The organism is Paenibacillus sp. FSL F4-0100 (genome assembly GCF_037993005.1).
Taxonomy (GTDB): domain Bacteria; phylum Bacillota; class Bacilli; order Paenibacillales; family Paenibacillaceae; genus Paenibacillus_AQ.
The window spans coordinates 964,783-989,159 of record NZ_CP150303.1; the positions used below are offsets into that span (position 1 = coordinate 964,783).

Annotated in this window: 24 protein-coding genes; 13 read left to right on the forward strand and 11 right to left on the reverse strand. The window is 51.7% G+C overall.

All coding sequences use genetic code 11. From position 1 onward, the window contains the following. Positions 1-9: 9 nt before the first annotated feature. The 6 genes from MHH48_RS04270 to MHH48_RS04295 form a co-directional block, all read right to left on the reverse strand. Positions 10-1,959: an ABC transporter permease gene (locus tag MHH48_RS04270; RefSeq protein WP_076325935.1), complete on the reverse strand. Its 1,950-nt coding sequence runs from the start codon at positions 1,957-1,959 to the stop codon at positions 10-12. Next, entirely contained in the window at positions 1,934-2,704 is a 771-nt protein-coding gene (locus MHH48_RS04275) for an ABC transporter ATP-binding protein (RefSeq protein ID WP_076325934.1), read from the reverse strand. The genes MHH48_RS04270 and MHH48_RS04275 overlap by 26 nt, the downstream gene beginning before the upstream one ends. A gap of 191 nt (positions 2,705-2,895) precedes the next feature. Beyond that, positions 2,896-3,903 (reverse strand): HAMP domain-containing histidine kinase, encoded by a 1,008-nt coding sequence (locus tag MHH48_RS04280; RefSeq protein WP_076325933.1) that lies wholly within the window; start codon positions 3,901-3,903, stop codon positions 2,896-2,898. Then, positions 3,900-4,601 (reverse strand): response regulator transcription factor, encoded by a 702-nt coding sequence (locus tag MHH48_RS04285; RefSeq protein ID WP_076326039.1) that lies wholly within the window; start codon positions 4,599-4,601, stop codon positions 3,900-3,902. The genes MHH48_RS04280 and MHH48_RS04285 overlap by 4 nt, the downstream gene beginning before the upstream one ends. A gap of 410 nt (positions 4,602-5,011) precedes the next feature. After that, positions 5,012-6,514 carry a HAMP domain-containing sensor histidine kinase gene (locus MHH48_RS04290; RefSeq protein ID WP_076325932.1) on the reverse strand — a complete coding sequence of 501 codons (1,503 nt, stop codon included), beginning with the start codon at positions 6,512-6,514 and terminating at the stop codon, positions 5,012-5,014. Continuing rightward, on the reverse strand, positions 6,511-7,197 hold the full coding sequence (locus MHH48_RS04295) for a response regulator transcription factor (protein WP_076325931.1): 687 nt from the start codon (positions 7,195-7,197) through the stop codon (positions 6,511-6,513). The genes MHH48_RS04290 and MHH48_RS04295 overlap by 4 nt, the downstream gene beginning before the upstream one ends. Positions 7,198-7,435: 238 nt before the next feature. Here MHH48_RS04295 and MHH48_RS04300 point away from each other — a divergent pair, with 238 nt between their 5' ends. From MHH48_RS04300 to MHH48_RS04315, 4 genes are all read left to right on the forward strand, one after another. Then, a complete protein-coding gene (locus tag MHH48_RS04300) occupies positions 7,436-8,200 on the forward strand; it encodes a pirin family protein (protein ID WP_076325930.1) in 765 nt (254 codons plus the stop codon). 366 nt (positions 8,201-8,566) lie between these two features. Beyond that, complete coding sequence (locus MHH48_RS04305; RefSeq protein WP_256720818.1) at positions 8,567-9,421, forward strand: SH3 domain-containing C40 family peptidase; 855 nt, start codon at positions 8,567-8,569, stop codon at positions 9,419-9,421. Between the two features lie 189 nt (positions 9,422-9,610). Continuing rightward, positions 9,611-9,808 carry a YwbE family protein gene (locus MHH48_RS04310; RefSeq protein ID WP_076326037.1) on the forward strand — a complete coding sequence of 66 codons (198 nt, stop codon included), beginning with the start codon at positions 9,611-9,613 and terminating at the stop codon, positions 9,806-9,808. Positions 9,809-9,982: 174 nt separating this feature from the next. Then, positions 9,983-10,591, forward strand: coding sequence for a hypothetical protein (locus tag MHH48_RS04315; RefSeq protein WP_076326036.1), 609 nt, complete (start codon positions 9,983-9,985; stop codon positions 10,589-10,591). An 83-nt stretch (positions 10,592-10,674) separates the two neighbouring features. On the opposite strand, the gene MHH48_RS04320 is transcribed toward MHH48_RS04315, so the two are convergent. Then, positions 10,675-11,037, reverse strand: coding sequence for an AMP-dependent synthetase and ligase (locus tag MHH48_RS04320; protein WP_076325929.1), 363 nt, complete (start codon positions 11,035-11,037; stop codon positions 10,675-10,677). A 75-nt stretch (positions 11,038-11,112) separates the two neighbouring features. Next, complete coding sequence (locus MHH48_RS04325) at positions 11,113-11,598, reverse strand: GAF domain-containing protein (RefSeq protein WP_076325928.1); 486 nt, start codon at positions 11,596-11,598, stop codon at positions 11,113-11,115. Positions 11,599-11,787: 189 nt separating this feature from the next. On the opposite strand from MHH48_RS04325, the gene MHH48_RS04330 reads away from it, so the two are divergent. Further along, the gene (locus MHH48_RS04330; RefSeq protein WP_071221900.1) at positions 11,788-12,093 is read left to right on the forward strand and encodes a hypothetical protein; all 306 of its coding nucleotides are present in this window, start codon (positions 11,788-11,790) and stop codon (positions 12,091-12,093) included. Between the two features lie 105 nt (positions 12,094-12,198). On the opposite strand, the gene MHH48_RS04335 is transcribed toward MHH48_RS04330, so the two are convergent. Beyond that, positions 12,199-13,221 carry an alpha/beta hydrolase gene (locus MHH48_RS04335; RefSeq protein ID WP_076325927.1) on the reverse strand — a complete coding sequence of 341 codons (1,023 nt, stop codon included), beginning with the start codon at positions 13,219-13,221 and terminating at the stop codon, positions 12,199-12,201. 225 nt (positions 13,222-13,446) lie between these two features. On the opposite strand from MHH48_RS04335, the gene MHH48_RS04340 reads away from it, so the two are divergent. The 5 genes from MHH48_RS04340 to MHH48_RS04360 all read left to right on the forward strand — a co-directional run bounded on the left by MHH48_RS04340 (position 13,447) and on the right by MHH48_RS04360 (position 18,781). Continuing rightward, a complete protein-coding gene (locus tag MHH48_RS04340; RefSeq protein ID WP_076325926.1) occupies positions 13,447-14,022 on the forward strand; it encodes a GNAT family protein in 576 nt (191 codons plus the stop codon). Between the two features lies 1 nt (position 14,023). Next, the gene (locus MHH48_RS04345) at positions 14,024-14,782 is read left to right on the forward strand and encodes an energy-coupling factor transporter transmembrane component T (RefSeq protein ID WP_076325925.1); all 759 of its coding nucleotides are present in this window, start codon (positions 14,024-14,026) and stop codon (positions 14,780-14,782) included. A 182-nt stretch (positions 14,783-14,964) separates the two neighbouring features. Beyond that, the gene (locus MHH48_RS04350; RefSeq protein ID WP_076326035.1) at positions 14,965-15,495 is read left to right on the forward strand and encodes an ECF transporter S component; all 531 of its coding nucleotides are present in this window, start codon (positions 14,965-14,967) and stop codon (positions 15,493-15,495) included. A gap of 4 nt (positions 15,496-15,499) precedes the next feature. Next, entirely contained in the window at positions 15,500-17,065 is a 1,566-nt protein-coding gene (locus tag MHH48_RS04355; protein WP_256720817.1) for an ABC transporter ATP-binding protein, read from the forward strand. Positions 17,066-17,260: 195 nt separating this feature from the next. Further along, positions 17,261-18,781, forward strand: a complete 1,521-nt coding sequence (locus tag MHH48_RS04360; protein ID WP_076325924.1) for an MDR family MFS transporter — start codon at positions 17,261-17,263, stop codon at positions 18,779-18,781. Positions 18,782-18,850: 69 nt separating this feature from the next. On the opposite strand, the gene MHH48_RS04365 is transcribed toward MHH48_RS04360, so the two are convergent. After that, positions 18,851-19,321 (reverse strand): MarR family transcriptional regulator, encoded by a 471-nt coding sequence (locus MHH48_RS04365; protein WP_076325923.1) that lies wholly within the window; start codon positions 19,319-19,321, stop codon positions 18,851-18,853. A gap of 213 nt (positions 19,322-19,534) precedes the next feature. Between MHH48_RS04365 and MHH48_RS04370 the strand changes: the two genes are divergently transcribed. From MHH48_RS04370 to MHH48_RS04380, 3 genes are all read left to right on the forward strand, one after another. Then, positions 19,535-20,875, forward strand: a complete 1,341-nt coding sequence (locus tag MHH48_RS04370) for an MFS transporter (RefSeq protein WP_076325922.1) — start codon at positions 19,535-19,537, stop codon at positions 20,873-20,875. An 82-nt stretch (positions 20,876-20,957) separates the two neighbouring features. Then, on the forward strand, positions 20,958-21,689 hold the full coding sequence (locus tag MHH48_RS04375; RefSeq protein WP_076325921.1) for an ABC transporter ATP-binding protein: 732 nt from the start codon (positions 20,958-20,960) through the stop codon (positions 21,687-21,689). Positions 21,690-21,703: 14 nt separating this feature from the next. Further along, on the forward strand, positions 21,704-22,966 hold the full coding sequence (locus MHH48_RS04380; RefSeq protein ID WP_076325920.1) for an ABC transporter permease: 1,263 nt from the start codon (positions 21,704-21,706) through the stop codon (positions 22,964-22,966). Between the two features lie 55 nt (positions 22,967-23,021). Here MHH48_RS04380 and MHH48_RS04385 read toward each other — a convergent pair whose 3' ends face one another. Next, positions 23,022-24,296: an NAD(P)/FAD-dependent oxidoreductase gene (locus MHH48_RS04385; RefSeq protein WP_076325919.1), complete on the reverse strand. Its 1,275-nt coding sequence runs from the start codon at positions 24,294-24,296 to the stop codon at positions 23,022-23,024. Positions 24,297-24,377 lie beyond the last annotated feature (81 nt).

A 24,377-nucleotide genomic window follows, 5' to 3' on the forward strand; every position in this document is an offset into this window, starting at 1 on the left:
CTGCATCCTTTATATAAGGGTCTGCTTCAGCTTGCGCAGATATTGACTGCGGATAAAGAAGAAATACAGGACCTGCATCATCAGGAAGCTGATCAACACGATGCCCATTTCAGCTGCAATGGATAAATAGAAGTAGCTCTGCAGCGCGATAAAAGCAAAGATGCTGTGCACAATCGCAAGGCTGATCGGTACAAAAAACAGCAGCGCCAGCTGTCCGGTGACGATCCGCCGGAACTCCTTATCGGTCATTCCAAGCCGGGATATCGTGGCATAATGCCTGCGGTCATAATCCAGATCGGCATAGAGGCGGAAGTACAGGAAACTTCCTGCCGCGATAAAAAACACCGTGCCCACAAGCAGCGCCGCAAAGAGCAGCATATTGTACAGGCTGTCTCGAAGGGCAAAGAGCGTGCCGCTGACCGCCAGCGCATAAGGCTGGCCCATCTCATAACGCACCGCCCCGCGCGGGGCCAGATGGGGGACGATGCCCTCCGTCTCTGTGAAATCATCCACATAGAAGCCGGTGTACCGCTCTAGCCGGACCGGATTCGTGATGGCGGCGAAGGCTTCGTCACTGACCACAAGCCCGCCGAAGCGAGAATCGTCGTCCATTTCCGGCAGCAAATATTCCGGTACGCCGACATGATCGGAATAACCGATTTCATGCAGGAGAAGTTCGGAATCATGGATTCGGTACGAAGCGTGCTCTCGGTCGCGGATATAAGCCCTGTCATTTTGCGAAGCAATGAGGACAAGCGCATCCTCACCACTTAGCGGCTGTTCATCAAATGGCAGTCCCGCCATTAGCACCGCCGCCTTATAGTCGGAGAAGGAGATCAGTGCCAACGGATTTTGCAACTGCCCGACCTGTGCGGAAGCTGGCTCAACTTCCGTATATTTCACGCGAAACGATAGCGTTTCAAACGGCATTTTTTTCGACTCAAGCTCCTGCCGGATTTCATGTAAATGCTGCTTCTCGGAGGTGTCCCCCGTTTTGGCGAGATAACCGATGGCAGCAGGGAAATCCTCGTTGAATTGCTTCGTGAGCACCGGGATGGAGGCAAATACGCCTACCGAGCAAAAAGAAACAGCCAGCACGATTGTCACCATTGAGAACATCTGTGCATGATCCCTAAGCCGGTAATGCAGGCTGGATAGCGAGACCAGCTTGGTCCTTCTCCAGGCTAACCGGCGGCTCTGCTTCAACCTTCGCACGAGAGCAACCCCTAGCTGCGTATACAACAGATAAGTGCCGATCATCGTCATTAAGGTAACCGGGAACATGCGCAGCGCCAGGGTCGACGCGCTTGTCGTGGCGGCCAAGCTGTAGCTGACCACCAGCAGCACGGCTGCCAATATCGATAACCAGGGCGATGTCCTGGGCGCGGTTTTCGGCCGCTGTCCGGACTGAAACAGATCGATCAACGCTTTAGGACGCAGCAGCCTAGAGGTGCACAGCGAGATAATGATAAACAGCAGCACATAACTTGCAACCGTCAGTCCAAGCGCACGCAGGGGCAATCGAAACGGCAGAGGCGGGATTCCAAGAAAGGCCGAGCCTGCCATCAGAAACAGCTTGCCTGTAATGATGCCGAACAGGATGCCTGTAGCAATGGCGCTTACGCCGATGATCATATTTTCGAGAAACACCATCTTGTTAAATTGGCGATCCGTCATGCCATGCATGAACAGAATGCCGAACTCGCGCTTGCGCGTCTTTAGAAAAGCCCCCACGGAATACAGCACGAAGAAAAACGAGAATACATACATGATCAGCTCGGCCCCGAGCATCGCCTGGATAACAACCGGATAGAACATCTCGTCCGCTATCGAAGGATGGAACAGGAACAGCGCACACACGAAGAAAATCATGACGGAGAATGCGCTGCTTAAGAAATAGGCAGCATAGGTCCGCTTATTCCTCAGGACATTCCTAAAAGCGAATTGTCGAAAGGTCATGACTGCCTCCTCCCAGTAAAGCCAGCATGTCGATGATTTTCTGGAAAAAGGCTTGGCGGTTGTCACCGCAGTACATTTCATTATAAAGTTGTCCGTCCTTGATGAACAAGACGCGGTCACAGTAGCTGGCTGCCACCGGATCATGAGTGACCATGAGAATTGTTGCGGAAGCCTCTTTACTCGAAGCAGAAAGCGTCTGCATCACCTCTTTGGAGGCTTTGGAGTCTAGGTTGCCGGTGGGCTCGTCAGCGAGAATTAGAGAGGGCTCCTGAATGAGCGCCCTGGCAATGGCGGTACGCTGCATCTGCCCGCCGGATATCTCATAGGTATGCTTATGCAGAATGGACCCGATGCCGAGTCGATCTGCGATCCGGCTCAGCCGGATGCCCATTTCGTCAAGCGGCATGCCCTCCAGCGTCAACGGGAGAACGATATTTTCCTCAACGGTCAGCGTATCCAGCAGATTGAAGTGCTGGAAGACGAAGCCAAGCTCCCGGCGCCGGAACAGAGCGGTGTCGCTTCTGCTGAGAAGATGAGGATTGCGCCCGCCTATGATCACTTCTCCGGCTGTGGGCTGATCAATGGTTGCAATCAGATTGAGGAGCGTGGTTTTTCCGCTGCCGGAAGGACCCATAATGCCGACGAATTCCCCTTTGGTGACGTTGAAGTGAATATTGTTCAGCGCTTGGAACGCCACTTTGCCCTCATAGATTTTAGATAGATGCTTGACGCTCAGGATGGGCATATCTTCACTCCTCTATAACGATGATATCATTGTAAAAGATTCCTTCGCGTTCAGCCATATTCGTAACTTACAGTTACCTTACAACCTTGTAAGGTTTCTTTAACTGCCGTAAGTTAGATCAGGAACTGCCAGACTGCCACTGCTATCGTTTCCGAATGGGCAAAAAGCGCTGCCCTGCCTGCCGTTGAACTTTATTGTGCAATGTGGCCTGAAGAATCCGCAAAAATGATGCGAACCGTCGTTCCTTCATCCACTTTGGATTCGATTTCGAAGGCATGTCCTAGCTTATCGCATATTTGTTTGACAAGAAACAGCCCCATGCCTGTCGATTCCTGGAACCTGCGCCCGTTCTCTCCGGTGAAATAGGGGTCGAACACTCGCGGCAGGTCGCTTTGGGGAATGCCGATGCCTTCGTCCCGGATTTCAAGTACAACTTGATTCTCCCGGGTGTAGCCGTTAAAAAAGAGGGTGCCTTGTTCCTTCAGCGTATACCGAACCGCATTGGTCAGCAGCTGTGTCAGCACAAAAGAGAGCCATTTCTCGTCCGTGGCCACCGTTAGTCCGGAATCGATCTGGATGGACGGATAAATTCTCCGCCGGATGAACAGACGCTTTTGCTCGGAAGTGACATTCCGGACGATTCGCTGTAGCGGCAGGTTCTCCACGTGAAAGTCATGCTCGAACGTATCAAGCCTGGCGGTGTACAGCACCAGATCAAGCCCTTTTTTGAGTCGATCCAGCTCGTCGCCGATCGCGGCAAAACGGGGATCATCGTCATCCTGAAGAATCAGGTGAATGACCGAAATCGGCGTTTTCATCTGGTGGGCCCATTGATTGATGAACTGAAGATGGCCCTCAATCTTATGCTTATAGTTATGCAGATCCGTGGTGTAATGCCGGAACTGGGTTTTCAGCAGTTGATGAAGCGCTTCGGCGAGCGGGGCATGGGAGGATTCTGCCGAGGATTCGCCGGTGAGGGATTCTCCCGGGAGCGGCTGTTCTAATCGTTTATAGAATGAACGATTGGCAATAAATCGAAAGGCCAGATAGCCGAGAAGCAGCAACAAGCTGATGATGCCTGCGTACAGACTGACCATCAAATTGCGATAGCCATCCAGTCTGTAAATGAGTGTTATCACGAGAAGCTGGGCTATGTAGACAATCATTAAGGGACGCTGTTCTTGCAGAAATAGCCTCATGCTTCGTCCCCCCAGTTCGGTACCAGTCGATAGCCGCGACCGCGCACGGTTTGAAGGCCATCCTCGATCCCAAGGGCAGCAAGTTTCTTGCGGACGCGGGTGATGTATACATTCAGTGTATTATCGTCCACGAAGGCCTGATCATCCCATATTTTCTCCAGAAGCCGGTCTCTGCTGATGATCTGCTCGGGCTTCTTCATTAACTCGTCCAAAATTTTGGCTTCAGTATGGCTGAGCTCCGTTTGGTTCTGCCCAAGCGACAGGGAGAGACGCTCAACGTCGAGCGTGAGTCCGTCAACGCTGAGCACGCGCTCATTCTGAGCGACAGCATAAGAGCCGTAGGCACGTCGGAGCTGGCTCTTGATTTTGGCCATGGCAATCTCGTAGTCAAAGGGTTTGGTTATATAATCATCGGCACCGTTCTCCAGCGCCATCACTTGATCCATTTTCCCGTCGCGGGCGGAGATGAAGATGATCGGGCAGGTGGAGAGGCTTCGGAACTGGCGGCACCAGTAATATCCGTCGTATTTTGGCAGATTGATATCCAGAAGCACAAGGTGGGGGTCATACGATTCAAATTGATCGCGTACCGTCTCGAAATCATGAACGGACTGCGTCATGTAACCGAATTTATGAAGATACTCTTTCAGCAGGTTGACCAGCCCGGTATCGTCTTCGACAATAAAGATTTTGAACATATCGATCATAGTCCCTTCATTTTACATTCTTCTAGTACCGAGTGTATTGTACCAAATTGTCAGGATATAAGGAAAAATACGTTAGCAAAGACAGTGGGACATTAGGGAGAGCGGTGGGAAGTTATGTCTTGCGCACATCGTGATTTCTCCTAAAAAATGACTTGACGCTTGTGTCATCTGCTGATAATATACTTGGTAATTCCAATCGAATAACTATGATAAATTCAATCGACCAGTCTACTGGAGATCATGAGCATCCTTCATGATCTCCTTTTTTTGTTGTTATGATCTCATATTATTTAGCAATCAAGGAGGGGGGATCATCGATTGCGTGCAAATGAGGAACTCAAACTGACGGCCGATGTTTTCGTCATTGGTGGTGGTCCCGCCGGAGCTTGTGAAGGGGGATTTCAGGCTAAGGACTGAATGATACCCGGCCACTCGGCACGAAAAACCGTTCCTTGGTTGACCGTGCTGTCCACGCTCATCTGACCGCCATGTGCGGCAATGATGGATTGGGTAATGGATAATCCAAGACCCGCACCGCCGTGCTGTCTGGTCCGGGATTCATCGATGCGGTAGAACCGCTCGAACAGATGGGGCAGATGCTCCTCCGGAATCCCGGCTCCATTATCGCTAACCAGCAGTACGGCCTGGTCCTTGGTTTTATTAACCGTAAGGGTAATCCGCCCTATGGCAGAATCGGTATGCTGTACCGCATTATGAAACAGGTTATAGATGACCTGTTTGATCTTATCGGGGTCACACCGGCACAGCACCGGTACCGCTCGAATCGTTACAATCCTGCCTTGGGCAAGCATCCTCAGATGGGGCTCCATCTCAAGCAGCAGCTGATCCAGCCGGGTTGCCTGCAGATGGAGCTCCGGCTTGCGGTCAAGCTTGGCTAACAGAAGCAAATCCTCGACCAATTTCTTCATGCGCTTGGATTCCCCGTGCATGCTGGATAGTGCAGCATGCAGCTGCTCCGGGTTGTCGGCAGCTCCGCGGCCAAGCACCTCCAAAAAGCCGTGAATGGAAGTGAGCGGCGTTCGCAGCTCATGGGAAGCATCGGCAATAAACCTCCGCATCTGCTCTTTGGCTTCACGTTCCGTTTCAAACGCATCCTCGAGCCTTTCCAGCATGCCGTTAAACGATTCGGCCAAGCGGTCAATCTCCCGTTGACCCTGCACGGCAGGAAAACGCTCCGCCAAGTTCCCGGCGTCTGTGCGTTTTACCGCTTCGACCATTCGGTTTAGGGGGTGGAGCGTTCGGCGCAGCAAAGGCAGGTACAATGCAACCCCTGCAGCCATGGCCAGTAAAGCCAGTACGGCAAAAATCAGCAGCTGCCGCAGCAGAACGGCATGCAGGGGCTGCGTATCTAATCCAAGCTGCAGTACACCCGAGGGGCTGCTCGGATTGCCGTAAGGGCGAAAGACAATGATCTGCTCGGTGCCCTCGGCATTGTCGATTACTTCATACGGAATAGGCAGACGCTTCTGGAATTTCTCCAGGATCGCTGAATAAACCTCAGCTGTCAGCTTTGGCGCGGACAGACCGTTATCAGCGGCCAGGTCGGTGTAGCCTCCGTCGGTTTCGATCTTGGCAAGCGACATATTCGGCAGAAAGAACATAGGTCTGTCTTCCTGACGCGGGTTTTCCGGAAGGGCTTCGTTATTTCGCCCTGCAGGCCGGTTACGCGGCTCCTGATCAGCCTCCCATAGCTCCATGGGGATCGACCGAGCCTGAAGGGAAAGCGCCTCGGCTTGATTGCGGAACAGGGCGTTTTTCATTAACACATATTGCAATGCGCCGATGAGCACGAGCAGAAGCGCCAAGACGATGAGGGATCGTGACAGGAGCTGCGTACGTAGAGACGTAGGCCCGGATGAACGTGTACGGTTTCGCAAACTCATGGCAAATCGACCCGGTAGCCGGCTCCGCGAAGCGTGCGAATGACCCGGTGTTCCTTATCGCCGAGCTTCTCGCGCAGGGATCGGATATAAACCTCAACGATGTTATCCTCTCCGCCAAAGTCGTAATCCCACACAATATTCAAAATGTTCGTTTTACTCAAAACGCTGCCGTGTTTGGTCACAAGCAGATTAAGCAGCTTATACTCCGTGGGCGACAGCTCAAGGGCCTCCCCCTGGTATGCAATTTCCTTCTTCCGGTCATCGATGGTGAATGGGCCAAGCCGAATTTCACCCAGCAGGCTCGGGAACTGATTGCGCAGCCTTGCTTGAATTCGGGCAAGCAGCTCTTCGAAACTGAAAGGCTTGGTCATGTAATCATCCGCTCCGATCATGAGGCCCTTCACACGGTCATCAATCTCGTCCTTCGCGGTAAGCATAATGATCGCGACATCCCGACCCTCCTCTTTCAACCGTCTGCATACCGAAAGTCCGTCCATTCCCGGCATCATCACATCCAGAACGATGATATGCGGCTCGAAGCGGCTTGCTTCCATTATCGCACGTTCCCCATCCGGGGCCGTTCGCACCCCAAACCCTTCATTTTGGAGACCAAGCTCCAGAAACTGCAGGATATGCGGCTCGTCGTCCACTAGCAAAACACGAATACGATGCGTTGATTCCATAGCACAAAACTCCCCTTATCTCATTCCTTCAACTTTATCATACGTGCTCTAGCTGAATGAAGACTGAACGTGAACTGAAAATAAACTGAAAAGTGATTCGCAAATATGCATCCGCAAGAAGGGAATTTAAGGATGTTGATATATATTCTGTTATCGTTGATACTATCTTAAAGCCGAGATAATCAATGGAGCACCTGTTCAAGGTCCATCATGGATGGGTGAAAGGAGGAGACTGGACATGATAGGAAATGTATATCCACCCGAGAATCAGAGCACGGACTCTCTCGATGGAGGAAGGATAACGGAGCAGAAGCCGATCGGTTTCTCCGGAGAAGGGTCTGCCGTGACCCGGGTGGGGCCACTATTCTATTGGTCCTGGTTCCGTTCGCCCGTCGAAGGTTATATTGCGCCTCATCCCCATCAGGGTTTTGAAATCGTGACTTATATGATTCAGGGAAAGGGCGTTCATAAGGATTCGCATGGCACGCACAGTGAGTTGGGGCCTGGAGGCCTGCAATTGATGAGGGCCGGTTCCGGGCTAACACACGAGGAACGTTTGACTGGACCGGATGCAGAAGGATTTCAGATTTGGTTCGAGCCGTATCTTCGCGATTCATTGAAACAGAATCCTGCCTGTCGTCAGTATCGACCGGATTCCTTCCCGGTAACCCGCATACAGGGTGGACTGGTCAAAACGATGATTGGCGGTTCTGCACCAACCGATTTATCCGTAGATGTGAGGATGCTGGATATTCAGATTCTGGCTGGTAATGAAGCTCAGTATGAACTGAAGTCCGGCAGGAGAGCGGCTGTGCTTGCCGTAAGGGGAGCTGGCAGCTTTTGTGCCGAAGAGGAAAGCCTTCAATTTCGTCAGCGGGACTTTATGGTAATGGATACAAAGCTGGGCGAGACGCTAAGCCTTAAGGCGCAAGACAATGTCAGGGTTATCCTGATTGACGTACCGGAAAACCCTGGGTATCCGCTCTATTCCAAGAGGCCATAAGGTCAAATGTTTACAAAATTGTAGTGGAATGAAATTTAGGATGTACGATAAACTAAAGTCTGTCAGATGGGGATACCCGTCTGGACAGGCTTTTTTAGCTGTAGGAAGGATCGCAATATATACTCTCCTGCAACAATAGTAAGAAAAAATACGTATATATGGTAAGTAGAAAGACCCAACAGAGAATTCCGGCGTTTGTTATACCGGGCTGGTTGGGTTATTTTGGCATGCATTATTTCTATAATAATCTATTTATACTAAATTTAAGCATAAAAAGAGACTATAGTCCCCCTCTTTGCCAATAGTTGGCATGCGTTTTTGTGAGGATGGTAGCATGCGTCCCGAGACATGGCCTGTCTATAATGATTGCGGGATCACGAAAATGACAATTTCGTCATTCCACAATCTAACGAGATGGGGGAGATCATTATTTTCTCGAAAAAAAGCTTTAAACAATTGATGGCCGGAGCGCTTCTATCAGCAGCGGTTCTTGGTTCTTACGGATATGGTTCTGTGAATGAAGTGGCTGCTGCCAGCGTGCAGTCTGCAACAAACGGCGTGGCAAGCTCGAATGTGTATATGCGCAATAAGGCTTCGACTTCGGGTAAAGTCGTTGACCGCGTGCATAAGGGTGACCGCGTTCAAATTCTGGGTAAGAGCTCAGGCTGGTATAAGATCAAAACTTCGGACGGCAAGCAAGGATATGCTTCGTCTAAATATATTAACCAAAGCAGCGGCTCTTCTAACAATTCCGGCAATTCGGGAAGTACTGCGCCTTCTGCCAGCGCCAGCGTTGAAAAAGTAATCAGTGCAGGCATGAAGTATCTTGGCACGCCGTACGAATTCAGTTCTAACCGGAATTCAACGAAGACCTTTGACTGCTCCGCTTTTGTTCGCCGCGCATTCATGGACGGCGCTAACATTACGCTGCCAAGCGATTCCCGCAAACAAGGGCAATACGTCAAGGATAAAGGAACGGCTGTTTACAACGTCAATCAATTAAAGCGCGGGGATCTAGTATTCTTTATGAGTTACAGAGGTTCATCGGCATCCGCTTATGCCGGATTGGACAAGTCCAAACAGCGGATCACCCATGTAGCTATTTATTTGGGAGACAATAAGCTGCTGCATACGTACTCAAAACAATCCGGTGGTGTCCTTGTAGGTACCTTCGGTGATTCCTGGAAAAATCGCTTCATGCATGGCGGAAGCGTCCTGTAGCGCATCATAATTTTTCATTGGGTATGTACCCGTACTTAGAATGAGATAGAAGGACTGTCCGATTCGAAGATCTGAATGATCTTTTAACGGGCAGTCCTTTGTTGTTTGGAATTTGCTTTTCAACCTTGATTTCAGTAAGGTGGACAATAGAGAATGGACAGCATCAAGAAATGGACAGGAGGGACAACGATGAACGGTGGGCAGCGTTCCAATATCAAACCGGGACTTGAGGTTGATATCGTATTGAAGCAGGATCAGCGAACGGGCAAATTAACCCGCGGCGTGGTCAAGGATATTCTGACCAATTCCCCGAACCATCCGCATGGCATAAAAGTACGCCTTCAAGATGGCCAGGTGGGACGGATAAAGAACATTTATGAGTCTTGAAATTCGAAGCAGTCCTGTGGCCGTCAAAAAACTCAGGCTGCCTTAAATAGAACAGTTTGACTATAAGTCGATCCAAAACTTCGCAGTTCTGAGGAGTTTTGGATACGGCTTTTTTGCAGTTCTGTGCAACATTGCCCTCTGACCATCCGTCTGGAAGTTGAGGTGAAAATGAAGATGAAAAGGTACCTTTATATGGGGTTTATCGTGATGTTGATGATGCTAACAGGTTGTGCGAAGCAGGAGATGCAGGTGGCAGCTTCGACTGATCTTTCATTGAATAAAGCTGCCAGGGGGAATCAGGCTGAGATACCCGACGGGGACTTCGTGTATCGCCTCGTTAGCGAAAAGGAGCAGTACGAGCATGGAGATCAGGTTCGAGTATACGCGGAGCTGGAGTATGTCGGCGAGTTGGATGAGGTTACGATCGGCCATGCGGCCTCCGCCTTTTATTTCCCGATGAAAGAGCTCACAAGGGACTACAACATCAGTTATGGCATGAATGAGCCCTATATTACAACCACGCTGAAAAAGGGCGAGCCACTGCGCGAATATTATCAAATCGGCGGTGGTTACGACAGCAGTGACGACAAGAGGTTCAAAGATTTCATCCATTCCCTGCAGAATGGCTTTCCAGATGGGGATTACGTTGTATACGGATCTGCGGATTTTGTGATTGATTCACAATCGCACGGCGCGGACCAGGGCGATTCGAACGGGGAAGAGCCAAAGAGGTATAAGATACAAGCTGAGATCGAATTCAGAGTAAGTGAAGAGAAGAAGTAGATAACAAAGAGAAGAAGTAGATAACGATAGAAGGGGTATCTCGTTAGGTCTTATCGACCTATGAGATACCCCGTTTGACATTTTTATTGGAAGCCTTGGCCTTGGTGTGTGTTAGGAAAACCCTGTTGGCCAAATGAAGGCTGAATGTGTTGTGTTTGGTTGTGAGCTTGCACGGAATTCTCGACTTGTCTAACGATTTGTGAGATTTGCTGATACTGCTGCATCGCCTGTTGATGGCCTTGAAGGGCAGACTGGATCATCTGTGCCGCTTGACGCTCACGTTGAGCGAGCTCCTCCAGGCGGGCTGCATTTTGCTGCTCTTGCTGCATCAGCTGCTGGTACAAAGCCGAACCCTGCTGTGTTTGCTGGGTCAACTGCTGAAGAATTTGCTCGCACTGACGAATTTGCTGCGAAATTTGCGAGTTGTTGTTATTCATTTGATACATAGCTTGTATTCCTCCTAAGAATTGTGGTTTCAAATCCTTGGTTAGTGTACGGAAGAATACGTAAAAACATCCTGATTATAAAGTGAGCTGACCTTCCAATATATGGACAAACTCCTCCAGAAAAGCTTGATCCTCCTGATCGAAACGGTTCTTTAGCGGACTATCGATATCGAGAACGCCATACAGTGCGCCATCCACCATGATCGGAACAACAATCTCGCTGTTCGAAGCTGCATCACAGGCAATGTGCCCGGGGAATTCATGTACGTCGGCAACTAGCAGTGTCGTCTGTTCAGCCGCAGCCGTGCCGCAAACGCCACGATTCATTGGAATACGAATGCAAGCGGGCAGTCCTTGGAACGGCCCGAGCACCAGTTCTTTACCATCATAGAGATAGAAGCCGACCCAATTCGTATCGGACAGAAACTGCTTGAGCAGCGCCGAGGCATTGGACAAATTGGCAATGGCATTGGGCTCATCGTGTATAAGTGCTTTTAACTGGTTCAGGACCTGGGCATATTGCTCGCTCCGGGTGCCTTCGTAGGGTGTGTTTTGAAACATGTGATTATCCGCCCTTCCTTTATTTTCGCGTTGGTTCCATCACCTTAGTATAAGTATATGATATTCGTCAAGAGACAAGCCAAGAGGAAGAAAGCTCCAAGTGAATCCAACTGATTCCTCTTCTAGGCGCAAGGGTAATGTATGACATGACCAGGTATCAATTTAATCAGGTGGAGGGAGAGAACCTTAATGCGGGCAGACGTACAGAATTTGTTTATCGGTATTCATATGCTCTATCACGCCCATGAGCGGGACCTTACGATCAGCGAAATGCAGCCCGAGCTGGAGCGCCATGGATATAAGGTTGGCGATAGGGAGGTTAAGCATGAGCTCGAACGATTGACCGAGGAGAACTTCCTGACGGCGCACGGTGAAGGATACAGCCTCACGGGAGCCGGAATCGAGGAGTTCAAGGAAATCCAGAGCAGGCTTAAGGAGCTTTGCGATGAAGTGCTTAAACCGGTGAATCCCAAGAAGGCAGACTCCATGGCGTAAGTAGATAACGGCATAACAATTGAAGAAGCCCCCGACTCACGCTGGTTCTTATGCGTGCAGGCGGGGGCTTTTTTGAAGAGATAAGAAAGGGTTAGAGCCAGCGGACTATATCGTTTCAAGCGAGCCGTCCAACTCCAGCTGGAAAGGATGGGGTGCAGGTGCAGCTTCTTTTTCCGGCTGCGTTGCTCGTTCAGCTTCCGCCTGCGGTACTCTCACGGGTTGATCTATATGTTCGCGAAGGAAAGAGTGCACGCTTTCCCGATATAACTTGGGATCAACATGATAAGCGTTCGCATGGATAGCGCCTTCGATAAGAAGAAGTTTTTTTGGGTCCGGTTTAGCCTCGAACATGTCGATACTCATTCGGGTAGGCACGTAATTATCCTTGGTGCCATGGATAAACATAACCGGCAGCGTGCTGTTCCGAACAGCACGGATCGGACTGACTTGATCGAGGCTGAACCCGGCTTTGCGTCGAATTCTGGCGTTGACCCAAGACAGGAACGGCACCGAAGGGATTTTGTTAATGCGCGTAAGCTGATGCCGCATTAAATCCGTCAAATCGGAATACGGGCAATCGGCGATGACAAGTTTAACCTGCGGCTCGGCAATGGACAAGTATTCAAGCACGGTTCCGCCTCCCAGCGATTGACCATGCAGCCCGATGGCCACATCCTGGTCATACTGCCGAATAAGCCAGCGTACCCACGCTTGCACATCGTGTTTCTCATAATAGCCGTAGGTGGTATAACGTCCTTCGCTTCGTCCATGCCGGCGTTGATCGATGAGGAGTACATTATAGCCCTCTTCTGTGAACAAATCGATAAATTGAGTGGATACGGCTCGGGATCCGGTATAACCGTGAGCGAGAAGCATCCAATGCTTGGAGCCGGGATTGTTCTCAATGGCTGCGCCGCACAGCTTCAATCCGTCAAAACTCGTGATAACCACTTCGTTCTTCTGAAGCGACTCATATTGCTTTCTGCTGTATAGTCCGGCTTTTTCGAGAACGGTGAACAGCTTGAGATCGTTCTTTACTCTCATCCTTGTAATTTGCAGATATCCGATTTGTGTAATGGCAGCGGCAATGACAACGACGGTGAACAGCAAGACAATCGCGATATACATACTCAGATGATTTTCCTCCTTCTTCCGTACTGTACAAGGGGGGCCGTAACATGCGTATTGACGGAAGCCTCCCGAATCCATCAATATAGATACATCTAGGTTCTGAGATGCAGATGGATGACCAGGACACGGATTAAATGTTCGCTATACTCTTTTATACACGCACATAGTATCACCGGAAACAGCCCATACAAGTCAGTTTTTTTGCAAGGAGGTGGGAAAGCCATGTATGTTTGCGAGGGAATCATCCCGGAAATAAAAGGCGGGCGAATACGGCTGCGAAGGATGGAGGCGGATGATGCGGAAGCGATGCTGCGCTGTTGGTCCGATCCGAAGACGACCGCTTTTCTGGATTTGCCTGCAATGCATTCGGCTGAGGATGCAAAGGCATTGATTCATTGGCTGCATCTGCTTGCCGAGCAGGACGAAGCCATCCGCTGGGGCATCGAAGTCATCGACACCGGCCAATTGATCGGCAGCTGCGGGTTTAATATTTGGCAGCTGGAGGGCGCATTCAAGGGCGAGTTCGGCTGTGAGCTCACAAGCGCTTATTGGGGGCAGGGCTTCATGTCGGAGGCGGCCGAAATGGTTGCGGCATTTGGGTACACATCCATGGGACTAAACCGGATTGAAGCTTTTGTTGATCCGAGAAATGAACGGGCATGTCGATGGTTTACGGGGATCGGCTATACGCGCGAAGGACTATTGCGGGATTATCGCCATACGCCTAGCGGTTATGTGGATGCCGTCGTTTTTTCGCGATTAAGAAAAGATTGGCCGATAGAGAGGCAGGAGTTGTAATATGCTGATTCAATATGAGAAGGGGAACGCGCTTCTTCATCGATATGATCCATTAAGCAAGCTGGTGATATTATTTTGTACCGCTGTGATAGCCATGCTGCTTGACCAGGCCTGGCAGCAGGCAGTATTCCTCCTGCTATGCATCGGACAAGCCCGATTTGCAGGCCGGGTATCAGGCAAACGGCTGCTGGGTGGGATCCGGCTGATTGCGATGGTTGCCGTGCCCTATTTCATTCTGACCAGCCTGACGGTTAAAGGAGAGACGGTATGGCTGCAGTGGGGACCCATCTCCCTGACGGTGGAGGCGTTAAACGCTGCGGGCGCCATGACGCTCCGGATGTTTACCTTGTTTCTAACCTCGATGGCTTATATCTTGACGACAGATCCGAGAGAACTGGTCGCCGAATTGACCCGACGTCTTCGAATCCCTTATCGGTTTGCGTTTGGCATATCTGCTGCGCTAACCTTCATCCCGCTGTTGGAGGAAGAGGGAACTCATATTCTGGCAGCCCAGCAAGTAAGGGGCCATCGACCTCCCAGGGGCCTCGGTAACCGAGTGCGCTACGGCTTGAAGTTTGTATCGGCTGTACTGCTCAATGCGCTGCGGCGTGTGCAGCAAACGGCGGGTGCCATGGAGTCCAAAGGCTTTGGCGCGTATCCGGATCGAACGTACCGCACGGAGGTTAACATCCCATCTTGGGCGGTCATATCGGCTGTCATGTATGTACTGGCAACCGTTTTCGTGTGGTGGATTGTCTAAATTGTTAACCAATAATAATAAAAATTAGGTTGACGTTAAGGACTGAAGCATGCAAAATATGAAATGAAGCATTCGAAAGCGCTAGTACAGCCGCCCATGGCTGGAAATAAGGAGGACTACATTTGAATTCATCATCATCCCCAAAAAAATGGTTTGCTTTTACGACGCAGGAAATTATTCTGATGGCGATGCTCGCTGCCGTCAATGCTGTTCTAACTGTATACATAGGGCCGGTTAACAAGCTGCTGAACAGTCTTGGCGGACCCATCGCAACCTCGACGACGACGGGCATCTACATGGTATATGGGCTCTTGGCCTATTATATCATTCGTAAACCGGGAACGGCGGTTGTCACGTTTGCGATCGGCGGCACGATACAGGCTCTGACGGGCACGGTATACGGCATCGCTTCGTGTTTTGTGGCCGCAGGCTGCTATATGATCGTGGCAGAGACGATTTTTGCCATCTACCGCCACAAAAAGTGGAGTGCCGGCGTGCTCATGCTGGTTGGCGGCGCGATGGTACCGTTATGGTTCCTATTCGCGGCCAATATGTTCGGATATACGTCCTGGCCGCTTGAAGTGCTTGGCATCGCGCTGGTTGTGCGCATTCTGAGCGGCGTGCTTCTCTGCGGTCTGTTAACCAAAGTGTTAGGAGAGGCGTTAGTGAAGACAGGCCTGCTTCGCCGGTTTGCCGTCGCCGTGAAGGGATAGTTCCATGTCGGGAACAACGGTAACATGCCGGGAACTCGGGTTTATCTATGATGGAGAAGAGCGCCCGGTTATACAGGATCTCCATCTGGAGATCGAGCAGAACGGGTGGGTCGCTATCCTTGGGGCAAGCGGCAGCGGGAAGTCGACGCTTTGCCAGCTGCTGTGCGGCCTTCTTCCACGGAGCGGCGGAGGCACAAGAACAGGGGAAGTGCTGCTGGATGGCATTGATCCTGCAGCGGCGCCGATTGCCGACGTGGCTGAGGCGGTAGGGGTATTGTTTCAGGATCCGGATGCGCAGCTCGTTCAAGGCATCGTAGAGGACGAGGCGGCCTTCGGTCCTGAAAATATGCGGGTTTCACCCGCGGAGATCGAGGAGCGGGTGGTGCACTCCCTTACGGCGGTCGAGTTGCTGGAGCGCCGGATGGATCCGGTGCGCAGCCTGTCCGGCGGACAGCGGCAGCGGACGGCCATTGCCGCGGTGCTGGCGCTGCGCCCGCGGCTCTTCGTCTTCGACGACGCCTGCGCCAGCCTGGATGCCGCGGCGCAGGCGAACTTCCTGCAGCTGTGCCATAAGCTGCAGGCGGAGGGCCGGACGCTTATCACCGCGTCCGGCCGCTTTGACGATGTCGCACGCGCCGCGCAGCGCGTCATCGTCCTGGATGGCGGGACCGTCGTGCTTGACGGTCCGCCGGAGGAGCTGCTGCACCGCTGCGGGGAGCAGCTGGTGCAGCTGGGCTTGCTGCCTCGGCCCGCAGGCGAGGCAGCGGGTGCCGCCGCCGGAGACAAGCCTGTCCCGGCGGCGACTCCCCCGCAATTGGCTGCGCGCCATGCGGGCAAGCCGATCGCCGCAGGTTCCATGCCTGCGGCGGTACCCCATGCAGAAGGCGGTAGGGAGTCTGCTGCCTCCCCGCTGCTCGAGGTCGATTCGCTAACATTTGCCTATCCCGGGGGCCGGGAGGCGCTGTGTGATATCCATGCGAACATTTACCCCGGCGACTGGGTGCTGTTAACGGGGGAGAACGGCTCCGGCAAAACAACCCTCAGCCGTCTGATCATGGGGCTGCTGCCCGCTCCGGCAGGCAGTATACGCTGGCAAGGGGAAGATATGAAGGGAGTGGCCGTCTACCGCAGAGCCGAGATGATCGGTTATGTGTTCCAGCAGCCGGAATATATGTTTACCGCCCCGAATGTATGGGAAGAGCTGATCTACAGTCTTCATGGAGGGCTGCCCATGAAGAAGCGTCCGGAGCTGTCTGCCAGCCAACAGCAACGAGCGAGGTTCCTGTTGGAGAAGGCGGGACTTGCGGATCGGCTTCAGATGTCACCCTACCTGCTCAGTCAGGGTGAGAAGCGCCTTCTGAGCATCATCAGCCAATTGATGCTGGAGAGATCGCTGTACATCCTGGACGAGCCGACCTCCGGGATGGACTATGCCGCCATCGATAAGGTGATCGAGCTGTGTCATTTTGTCATTGGGGAAGGCTCGGCCATATTGATGATCACTCACGATCCAGAACTCATGAAGAAACATGCTACATCGTTCATTCATCTGAAGAGCGGGAAAAAGTGACTGTGCAACCTTCAAGGTAACCTTTATAATAGAAATATTACATGATATGAAAGCGCTCCTGGTATCGGGAGGCGCTTTTTATGCTGTTGGCCCCGGTTACACCTTATTTTCTCTATTAAGGATACATGCCAGAAACCTGTTGCAGCAGGTCTGGGATTATGCCGGGGCTGTCTAGAGTAAAGGGGACGAAGGAACGTGGGTGTATTAAAACAAGACAAACGCGGTTATATATTGGTCGGTATTCTGTTATCCACCTTTATGGCTGCGATCGAGGGAACGGTTGTCGGTCCGGCGGGTCCGGCGATTATCAGCAGCTTCGGCAGCGTGAGTCTGATGAGCTGGATCTTTACGGCCTATCTGCTGACGATGGCTGTGACGACGCCGATCTTCGGTAAAATAAGCGATTTATATGGACGCAAGCCCGTATTTTTATACGGCTCGCTGATCTTTCTCGTAGGCTCATTACTGTGCGGCCTGTCGCAGAACATGACGCAACTGATCATATTCAGGGCGATCCAAGGGATCGGGGCGGGCGCCGTCATTCCGGTGACCTTCACGATTGTTGGAGATATTTACAATCTGGAGGAGCGCGGTAAAATTCAGGGGATGATCAGCTCCGTATGGGGAATCTCCTCTCTGATCGGCCCGCTGCTTGGCGGTTATTTTGTCGATTACCTGTCCTGGCACTGGATCTTTGTCTTTAATGTACCGTTTGCGCTGTTATCGATATGGCTGATTTTCCGTTATTTCAAAGAGGAACGCACCACCCGCGAGGTGTCGATCGATTACGGGGGAGCGGCTCTGTTTACCGTTGGGATGACGGCGCTGCTATTTGCGCTCGCGGTAGGAGGCGGAGAGACCTATTCCTGGACTTCTCCATTCATGCTCAGTCTGATCATCGGTTCCGTGGTGCTGCTGCTTGCGTTCCTGGTAGTGGAGAGCAAGGTGAAGGAGCCGATGCTGCCGCTGCATCTGTTCAAGATCAGGGATATTACGGTATCGACGGTGGCCAACATTCTGGTCAGCGCGCTTATCATCGGGTTGACCACGTATTTGCCGCTGTGGATTCAAGGCGTTCGAGGTGGCAACGCGACCTTGTCGGGACTGACATTGGCCCCGATGTCGATCGGATGGCTCATCGGTTCGATTATCAGCGGCCGTTTGATCGTTAAATCCGGCTCCCGGAAAACGGCGATTATCGGCGTCGTATTCCTAATGATCGGAGCGGTGGGGTTGGCTTATATGCATAAGGATACAGCGCTGGGCGTGCTGCTGGTCTTTACTTTCATTTATGGCGTCGGCTTCGGATACATCTCGACGTTGTTCCAGATCATTGCACAATCCTCGGTGGGTTATCAGGTTCGGGGAGCGTCCACGGCGCTGAACTCCTTCATTCGGACGTTCGGTCAGACCGTGGGCGTAGCGGTGTTCGGATTATGGGTCAACGCGGGAATTGCGGGCAGACTTGCGGCGGAGCCGGATGCTGCAGGCATTACCAGCGACGACATTAACAAATTGCTCTCTCCGCATGGAATGGCTGAACTGCCTGAAGGGTCAGGCGGTCTGCTGAGCGGAATACTGGAGGGCAGTCTGAATTCGCTGTTTGTGGTGATGGCCGCAATGGCTGTGATCTGTTTGTTTATCGTGGCCGCCTTCCGCAATGCTCCTCCTGAACCGGAGGCGGAAACGGAAGAGGCGCAGACTTCAATGAAATGATAGATAGACTCTTATTAATAAGAAGAACCCTGATTCCGAGAAGGAGGAAGGGTTCTTCTCTTTGTTTTTTCAGCCTTGCTGGCGTACGATTTGCACCTGTTCCGCATGTTTGCCCATTTTACTCAGAAGCCCAATCAGTTGATACTTCTCTTCCTCATCCAATCCACCCAGGGCATGCTGGATGTGACGTTCATGCAGGGGGTAAAGCTTCTGCATCAATTGTTCTCCGGGCGGAGTCAGCTCGGCGTAAATCACTCTTCTGTCCTCGGGACAGGGCTTGCGGCGTACATAACCTTTTTCGACGAGCTTATCAACCACATAGGTTACGTTTCCGCTCTGCAGGAGCAGCTGTGCCCCGATCTGCTGGATGGGCTGGCGGCCTTTATAGAACAGTACTTCCATTACGGCAAATGAAGTTGGATTAAAGCCTTCGATTTTACTGCCATTCACGACATGTTCGTTGACGCTCTTGAATGACTTGGCAAACACCCGATACAGGTGCATAGCAAGCTGTGTATCGCGTTCATGTGACACCTTCATACATTCTCCCGCCTTTGATATGGACTCATGTCCTGAATTACTTCAAATCTAAGATTACGCTGAAATGAATAAATTCAACATGTGATTTGTCACAATGCAGCCGAAACATTTTCATTCTCCGGCCCCGTATCAACTACACCTCCAGCCCGATACGCCTTCTGAACGCCGATTTTATAATGAAATTATTCAGATGGGATGAAAAGGGTGGGGAACATGAATCAAGCACAAACCGTGGAATCAGAGGGATTAAAACCGCTGCTGCGCAATCGGAACTATATGTTATTGATGGGATCTCAACTGGTGTCCAACATGGGAGAGTGGCTGTATATCATTGCGCTCTTGACGCTTGTCGGATTGAAATGGCAGGCCGCGCCCTGGGAAATAACGGCGATGACATTATGCATGGCCATTCCCGTCTTGATTGGCGGCCCTGTGGCAGGATGGATCGGTGACCGGTATGACCGCAAAAAAATCATGGTGATATCGGACGGGGTCAGAGTTTTTATCTTGATTGGGGTTTTGTTTGCAGGCAATCTAATACAAATTTATATACTGCTGATCGTTAAAGGCCTGATGGATGTCCTGTTCTCTCCTGCCAAGAGCGGCAAGATTAAAGAGATCGTAGACTCGAAGCACATCGATCAGGCGGTGACGATCAGTTCATCGATCGAGCAGTTGTCCAAGATCATCGGGCCGTCCTTGGGCGGTTTATTACTGGCGTTGTTCGGCATTCAGTTATGCTTCATTATCGATGCCGGCGCTTTTGTCGTATCGGCACTGTTTCTGCTTGGCGTGCCGGGTCGGAAGCAACTTAAGCAGAAAGAATTGACCGGTGAGTCGCCAAATGAAGGGCGTAGTGGACATGACGGACGAAAAAAATCCTTCTTCAAGGAAATCGGGGAAGGGGTGCAGCTGATCTATGGCATACCGCTGCTGCTGGGAGGCGTCGTTACGATATGCGCAGTAGTACTGGTGCTGCAGATGGCTGATTCTCAGATTGTAACCTTGTTCCGGTTGATTCCGAATGTATCAGAAGATCTGCTTGGTTACTGTATTTCCGCCAGCGGCCTGGGCACGTTGATCGCAGCCATGTTTGTCCGCAAGTTGAGCTGGAGCACGCTTGCCAAGATGGGAATAGGCGCTGCCGCAGCGGGTTTGGTGTTTGCTGTATGTGCCGTAGTCGTCGTGACTGAAATGCCGCATCTGCTGCAGAGCGTGGTGCTGTTCGGATCCTTCTTTCTGGCGGGTGCAGGCGGAGGCTTCGTGCTTGTACCGTTCCAGATGCTGCTGATGAAGAGGACCCCGGAGCATATGACGAGCCGCGTATTCGGAACGGTCAATAGTCTTACCAGCGGTGCGGCGATCATCGGACCTACGCTCGGCGGCGCTCTCGTTACAGGCCTGGGACCTGTGCCGACTTATATCGTTGCAGGGCTTGGAACTGCTGCAGTGGGTGCCGTGCTTCTGCTGTTCAAAGGCAGAATCGAAAGGAAGGATGAAGCCTCTGCCACAGGGAATGGAGTCCATAGGGTCCCTGAAACTTCTACGATGTAATGTAAGAGTATTTCACTAAATGCAACGAATCCCCGTCCATCTGCGTAATACTGAGAATAGGATTAATGGATGGGGTGTTAAGATGCATAAGATTCAAGAGAATGGACTTGAGCTCGAGCCGGTGCTGAAGGTGGATATTCAGCAGGCGGGTTACGAACCAGGTCGCCCACGGATACGGGATATATCGTTTCAAGTGGTACCCGGCGAACTGCTGGGGTTGATCGGACCGAATGGAGCCGGAAAAAGCACGACCATTAAGACGGTGCTGGGGCTGCTTAAAGATAGTAAAGCCGACGTCTTTATTGCAGGCCATCCTCCCCGATATGCTTACGTTCCTGAGCAGCCGGTGTTTTATGAGGAATTGACGCTATGGGAGCATCTGGATTTGGCAGCTGCCGCATTTGGAATGGATGATGAACATTTCGAAGCACAGGCTGATCAGCTTCTCCGTCAGTTTGGAATGGAGTCGGTGCGCAATGAACTGCCGGGAGGCTTCTCCAAAGGAATGAAGCAGAAGATGATGCTGATGATCGGCTTTCTCTCCAAGCCAGACGTCTATATTGTAGATGAACCGTTTATCGGATTGGATCCCCGGGCCACCCGAGATTTTTTGAATCTGCTGCTTGAGGAGAGACGCCGGGGAGCCGGTGTATTGATGTCTACCCATGTGCTGGATACCGCAGAGAAAATTTGCGATCGCTTTGTGCTCATATCCGGCGGCCGGATTGCTTCGGAGGGCACGTTGGATCAAATCCGCCAGGCCGCTGATCTTCCCGGCGCATCGTTGTTTGATTGCTTCGATGCGCTGACATGAGGGAGGTGATGGATATGGATCGATCCTATCATTTTAGCCATCCGGGCGCTCTATTTTGGCGAAGGGTAACTGCTCATTGGAAGAATCAACGCGATAATCTGGCAACCGTGGTCGACTGGATCGTGATGCTGTACATCATTGTTCCGGGTCTGCTGCTGGGAGGCGGGCTCTACCGCGAGTTATGGACGAGCCCGCTTCCCGGATGGGCACAGTTCTTCCCGCTGCAGGCGGTGGTAGGCATCCTGCTCTTTATGTTCTCTGGCAGAGTGCTGCTGTTCCTGGAAGAGGCTGACGTGTTGTTTCTTCGGCAGCAGGGGGGGTGGATGAAGGGCTTAATGATCAGAGGCATGGTATACAGCCATACGGTCTCAGCAATCAAGGGATTGGTCGTTACAGTGCTTGCGCTGCCAATCCTGGTCAGGGAACATGGGATAACCGGTATTGTTCTGGTGACTTTGCTGATGATTACAGCTGTATGCGCCTGGTGCGCGAATCTATTAACCGCTATGATTCGCGCAAGCTATAAAGGCTGGCGGAAACATGTACTGACTTATATCGTACGCTGGCTCTCATTCGGACTGCTGGCGCTGCTTGTTACATTTTGGCTTGAGTCCTACGTTGTACTATGGGCAGCTTCCTTAATTTTGCTCTTGGTGCTGTTTCTTCTTAGCCGCAAGCGTCTTGCCATGCAAGGGACCTTCATCGCAGATGCGCGTGAGGATGCGAAGACAAGGATCCAGTTGACGGAGAAGCTGCTCATTCAAGCTGTCGGTAAACCTCCCAGCGTACGAAGTAAAACCTGGTTTATGCGCAAGTCCGGCCGGTTGTTCAAAGGTACGGCGGAGAAGAGGCTTGCCGATGCGGGGTTAAAGGCGATTTTGCGCCACTCTGAGAGCTTATTATTATATATTCAGATTACGCTGGTCGGCATCCTGGCCGTCTGGCTGCCGCCGCCGATCATCAAAATCATCGTATATCTTGCTCTGGTATTGATGATGTCATATTGGCTGAATACAAGGTGGGCATTGTTCGCCAAAGCCGAATTTATGCAGGTGCTCCCGTTTACGAATCAGCAGCATCGTTCGGCTGGTGTTCTCACGGTCCGAACCTTACTAGCTCTTCCCGCCTTTCTTTATTCGCTCATGACAGGGTTAACGCTTTTACAAGGGGGAATGGGATGGCTCGCCGCGCTTGTATTGACTGTGCTGGCTGTCATGGTCGCGCCCTCGCTCATGTCTTGGCCGGTCTACAAGGAGGAGAGACACTCGCAAGAATAATAAAAAGCGCGCTGGAATGCTCCGATGGATGGGGCATACAGCGCGCTTTTATTCATTATTTGTTTATCACTGCGGCTTCGGCTGCATGCTTGCCTGCCGTATAACCGGTTGCAAAAGCGGCCGTAATATTGTAACCGCCGGTGTATCCGTGAATATCCAGAATTTCACCACAGAAGAAGAGCCCGGGCATCAGTTTGGATTCCATGCTTTTTGGTTGGACTTCCTTGAGGCTTACGCCGCCGCCTGTCACGAAGGCCTCCTTCAGCGAACGGGTGCCCGAAGCGCGGAACGTGAACTTTTTTAGAATGGAGGCAAAGGTTGTCAGCGCCGTTTTGGAGATACCGCTGCAGATCACGTCGCTGTCGATGGACGTCTTGGATAGCAGCAGGGGGATCATTCGTTCCGGGAGCATGCCTTTGAGCACGTTTTTGATGCTCTTTCTTGGCTCATCCTCCAGTCGACCTTTGAGCTCGGCCTCAAGCTCCGCTTGGGAGCGGTCGGGGAACATATCGATGCCCATGTCCACATTCACGATATCAAACTTCCGCTGCACCTGGCGGATGAACTGACTGCAGCGCAGCGCGATCGGACCGGACACTCCGAAATGGGTGAACAGCATATCTCCCCGGTGGGCAATCACTTTTTTTCCTTTCGGATTCCAGACGGACAGCTCAACATCCCGCAGTGACAAGCCCTGCAGTTCTTTAGAGGCAATAAAAGGCTCGGTAGAGACGATAGGCACTTCAGTTGGATACAGCTCCGTGATGGTATGTCCTGCCGCCTCAGCCCATGGATAGCCGTCTCCCGTGGAACCGGTTTGCGGAACAGACTGCCCGCCGGTTGCAATGATCACGCAGGAAGACTTGATCGCTTCCCCGGATTTCAGCTCAATCCCGGCCGTCCGGCCGTTCTCATAGAGAACTCTCTTCACCGGACTGTTTGTCCGGATGTCGGTACCGAGCTCCTTCACTTTGCCAATCAAGGCATTCACGACGCTCGAGGCTTTATCCGTCACAGGAAACATGCGCCCGTTGTCTTCTTCTTTGAGGCGGATACCAAGCCCCTCGAAAAAAGACATGATATCCTTGTTGTTCCAATGCTGAAAAGCACTATATAAAAAACGGCCGTTTCCCGGGATGTTGGCAATCAATTCATCCTGTTCTTTGGCATTCGTCACATTGCATCTTCCGCCGCCCGATATGCCTAGTTTACGGCCTAGTTTATCTCCTTTATCGATCAGCAGAACAGAAGCTCCTCTTTCCCCTGCAGCCACGCAGGACATCAATCCGGAAGGTCCGCCGCCGACGACAATAATATCATAATCAAGCATGTTTGCTCATAGCTCCTTTGGGGGTATATCAATTAATAGATGAATCTTATTATATAGGATATTTGCGAATTATCCCAAACC

Coding starts and splice junctions, on each gene's coding strand:
- MHH48_RS04350 (WP_076326035.1), top strand. CDS start 14,965: ATGGCGATGCTCGCTGCCGTCAATGCTGTTCTAACTGTATACATAGGG.
- MHH48_RS04330 (WP_071221900.1), top strand. CDS start 11,788: ATGCGGGCAGACGTACAGAATTTGTTTATCGGTATTCATATGCTCTAT.
- MHH48_RS04385 (WP_076325919.1), bottom strand. CDS start 24,296: ATGCTTGATTATGATATTATTGTCGTCGGCGGCGGACCTTCCGGATTG.
- MHH48_RS04335 (WP_076325927.1), bottom strand. CDS start 13,221: ATGTATATCGCGATTGTCTTGCTGTTCACCGTCGTTGTCATTGCCGCT.
- MHH48_RS04300 (WP_076325930.1), top strand. CDS start 7,436: ATGATAGGAAATGTATATCCACCCGAGAATCAGAGCACGGACTCTCTC.
- MHH48_RS04355 (WP_256720817.1), top strand. CDS start 15,500: ATGTCGGGAACAACGGTAACATGCCGGGAACTCGGGTTTATCTATGAT.
- MHH48_RS04365 (WP_076325923.1), bottom strand. CDS start 19,321: ATGAAGGTGTCACATGAACGCGATACACAGCTTGCTATGCACCTGTAT.
- MHH48_RS04315 (WP_076326036.1), top strand. CDS start 9,983: ATGAAAAGGTACCTTTATATGGGGTTTATCGTGATGTTGATGATGCTA.
- MHH48_RS04340 (WP_076325926.1), top strand. CDS start 13,447: ATGTATGTTTGCGAGGGAATCATCCCGGAAATAAAAGGCGGGCGAATA.
- MHH48_RS04320 (WP_076325929.1), bottom strand. CDS start 11,037: ATGTATCAAATGAATAACAACAACTCGCAAATTTCGCAGCAAATTCGT.
- MHH48_RS04375 (WP_076325921.1), top strand. CDS start 20,958: ATGCATAAGATTCAAGAGAATGGACTTGAGCTCGAGCCGGTGCTGAAG.
- MHH48_RS04295 (WP_076325931.1), bottom strand. CDS start 7,197: ATGGAATCAACGCATCGTATTCGTGTTTTGCTAGTGGACGACGAGCCG.
- MHH48_RS04280 (WP_076325933.1), bottom strand. CDS start 3,903: ATGAGGCTATTTCTGCAAGAACAGCGTCCCTTAATGATTGTCTACATA.
- MHH48_RS04325 (WP_076325928.1), bottom strand. CDS start 11,598: ATGTTTCAAAACACACCCTACGAAGGCACCCGGAGCGAGCAATATGCC.
- MHH48_RS04380 (WP_076325920.1), top strand. CDS start 21,704: ATGGATCGATCCTATCATTTTAGCCATCCGGGCGCTCTATTTTGGCGA.
- MHH48_RS04275 (WP_076325934.1), bottom strand. CDS start 2,704: ATGCCCATCCTGAGCGTCAAGCATCTATCTAAAATCTATGAGGGCAAA.
- MHH48_RS04345 (WP_076325925.1), top strand. CDS start 14,024: ATGCTGATTCAATATGAGAAGGGGAACGCGCTTCTTCATCGATATGAT.
- MHH48_RS04270 (WP_076325935.1), bottom strand. CDS start 1,959: ATGACCTTTCGACAATTCGCTTTTAGGAATGTCCTGAGGAATAAGCGG.
- MHH48_RS04290 (WP_076325932.1), bottom strand. CDS start 6,514: ATGAGTTTGCGAAACCGTACACGTTCATCCGGGCCTACGTCTCTACGT.
- MHH48_RS04285 (WP_076326039.1), bottom strand. CDS start 4,601: ATGTTCAAAATCTTTATTGTCGAAGACGATACCGGGCTGGTCAACCTG.
- MHH48_RS04370 (WP_076325922.1), top strand. CDS start 19,535: ATGAATCAAGCACAAACCGTGGAATCAGAGGGATTAAAACCGCTGCTG.
- MHH48_RS04310 (WP_076326037.1), top strand. CDS start 9,611: ATGAACGGTGGGCAGCGTTCCAATATCAAACCGGGACTTGAGGTTGAT.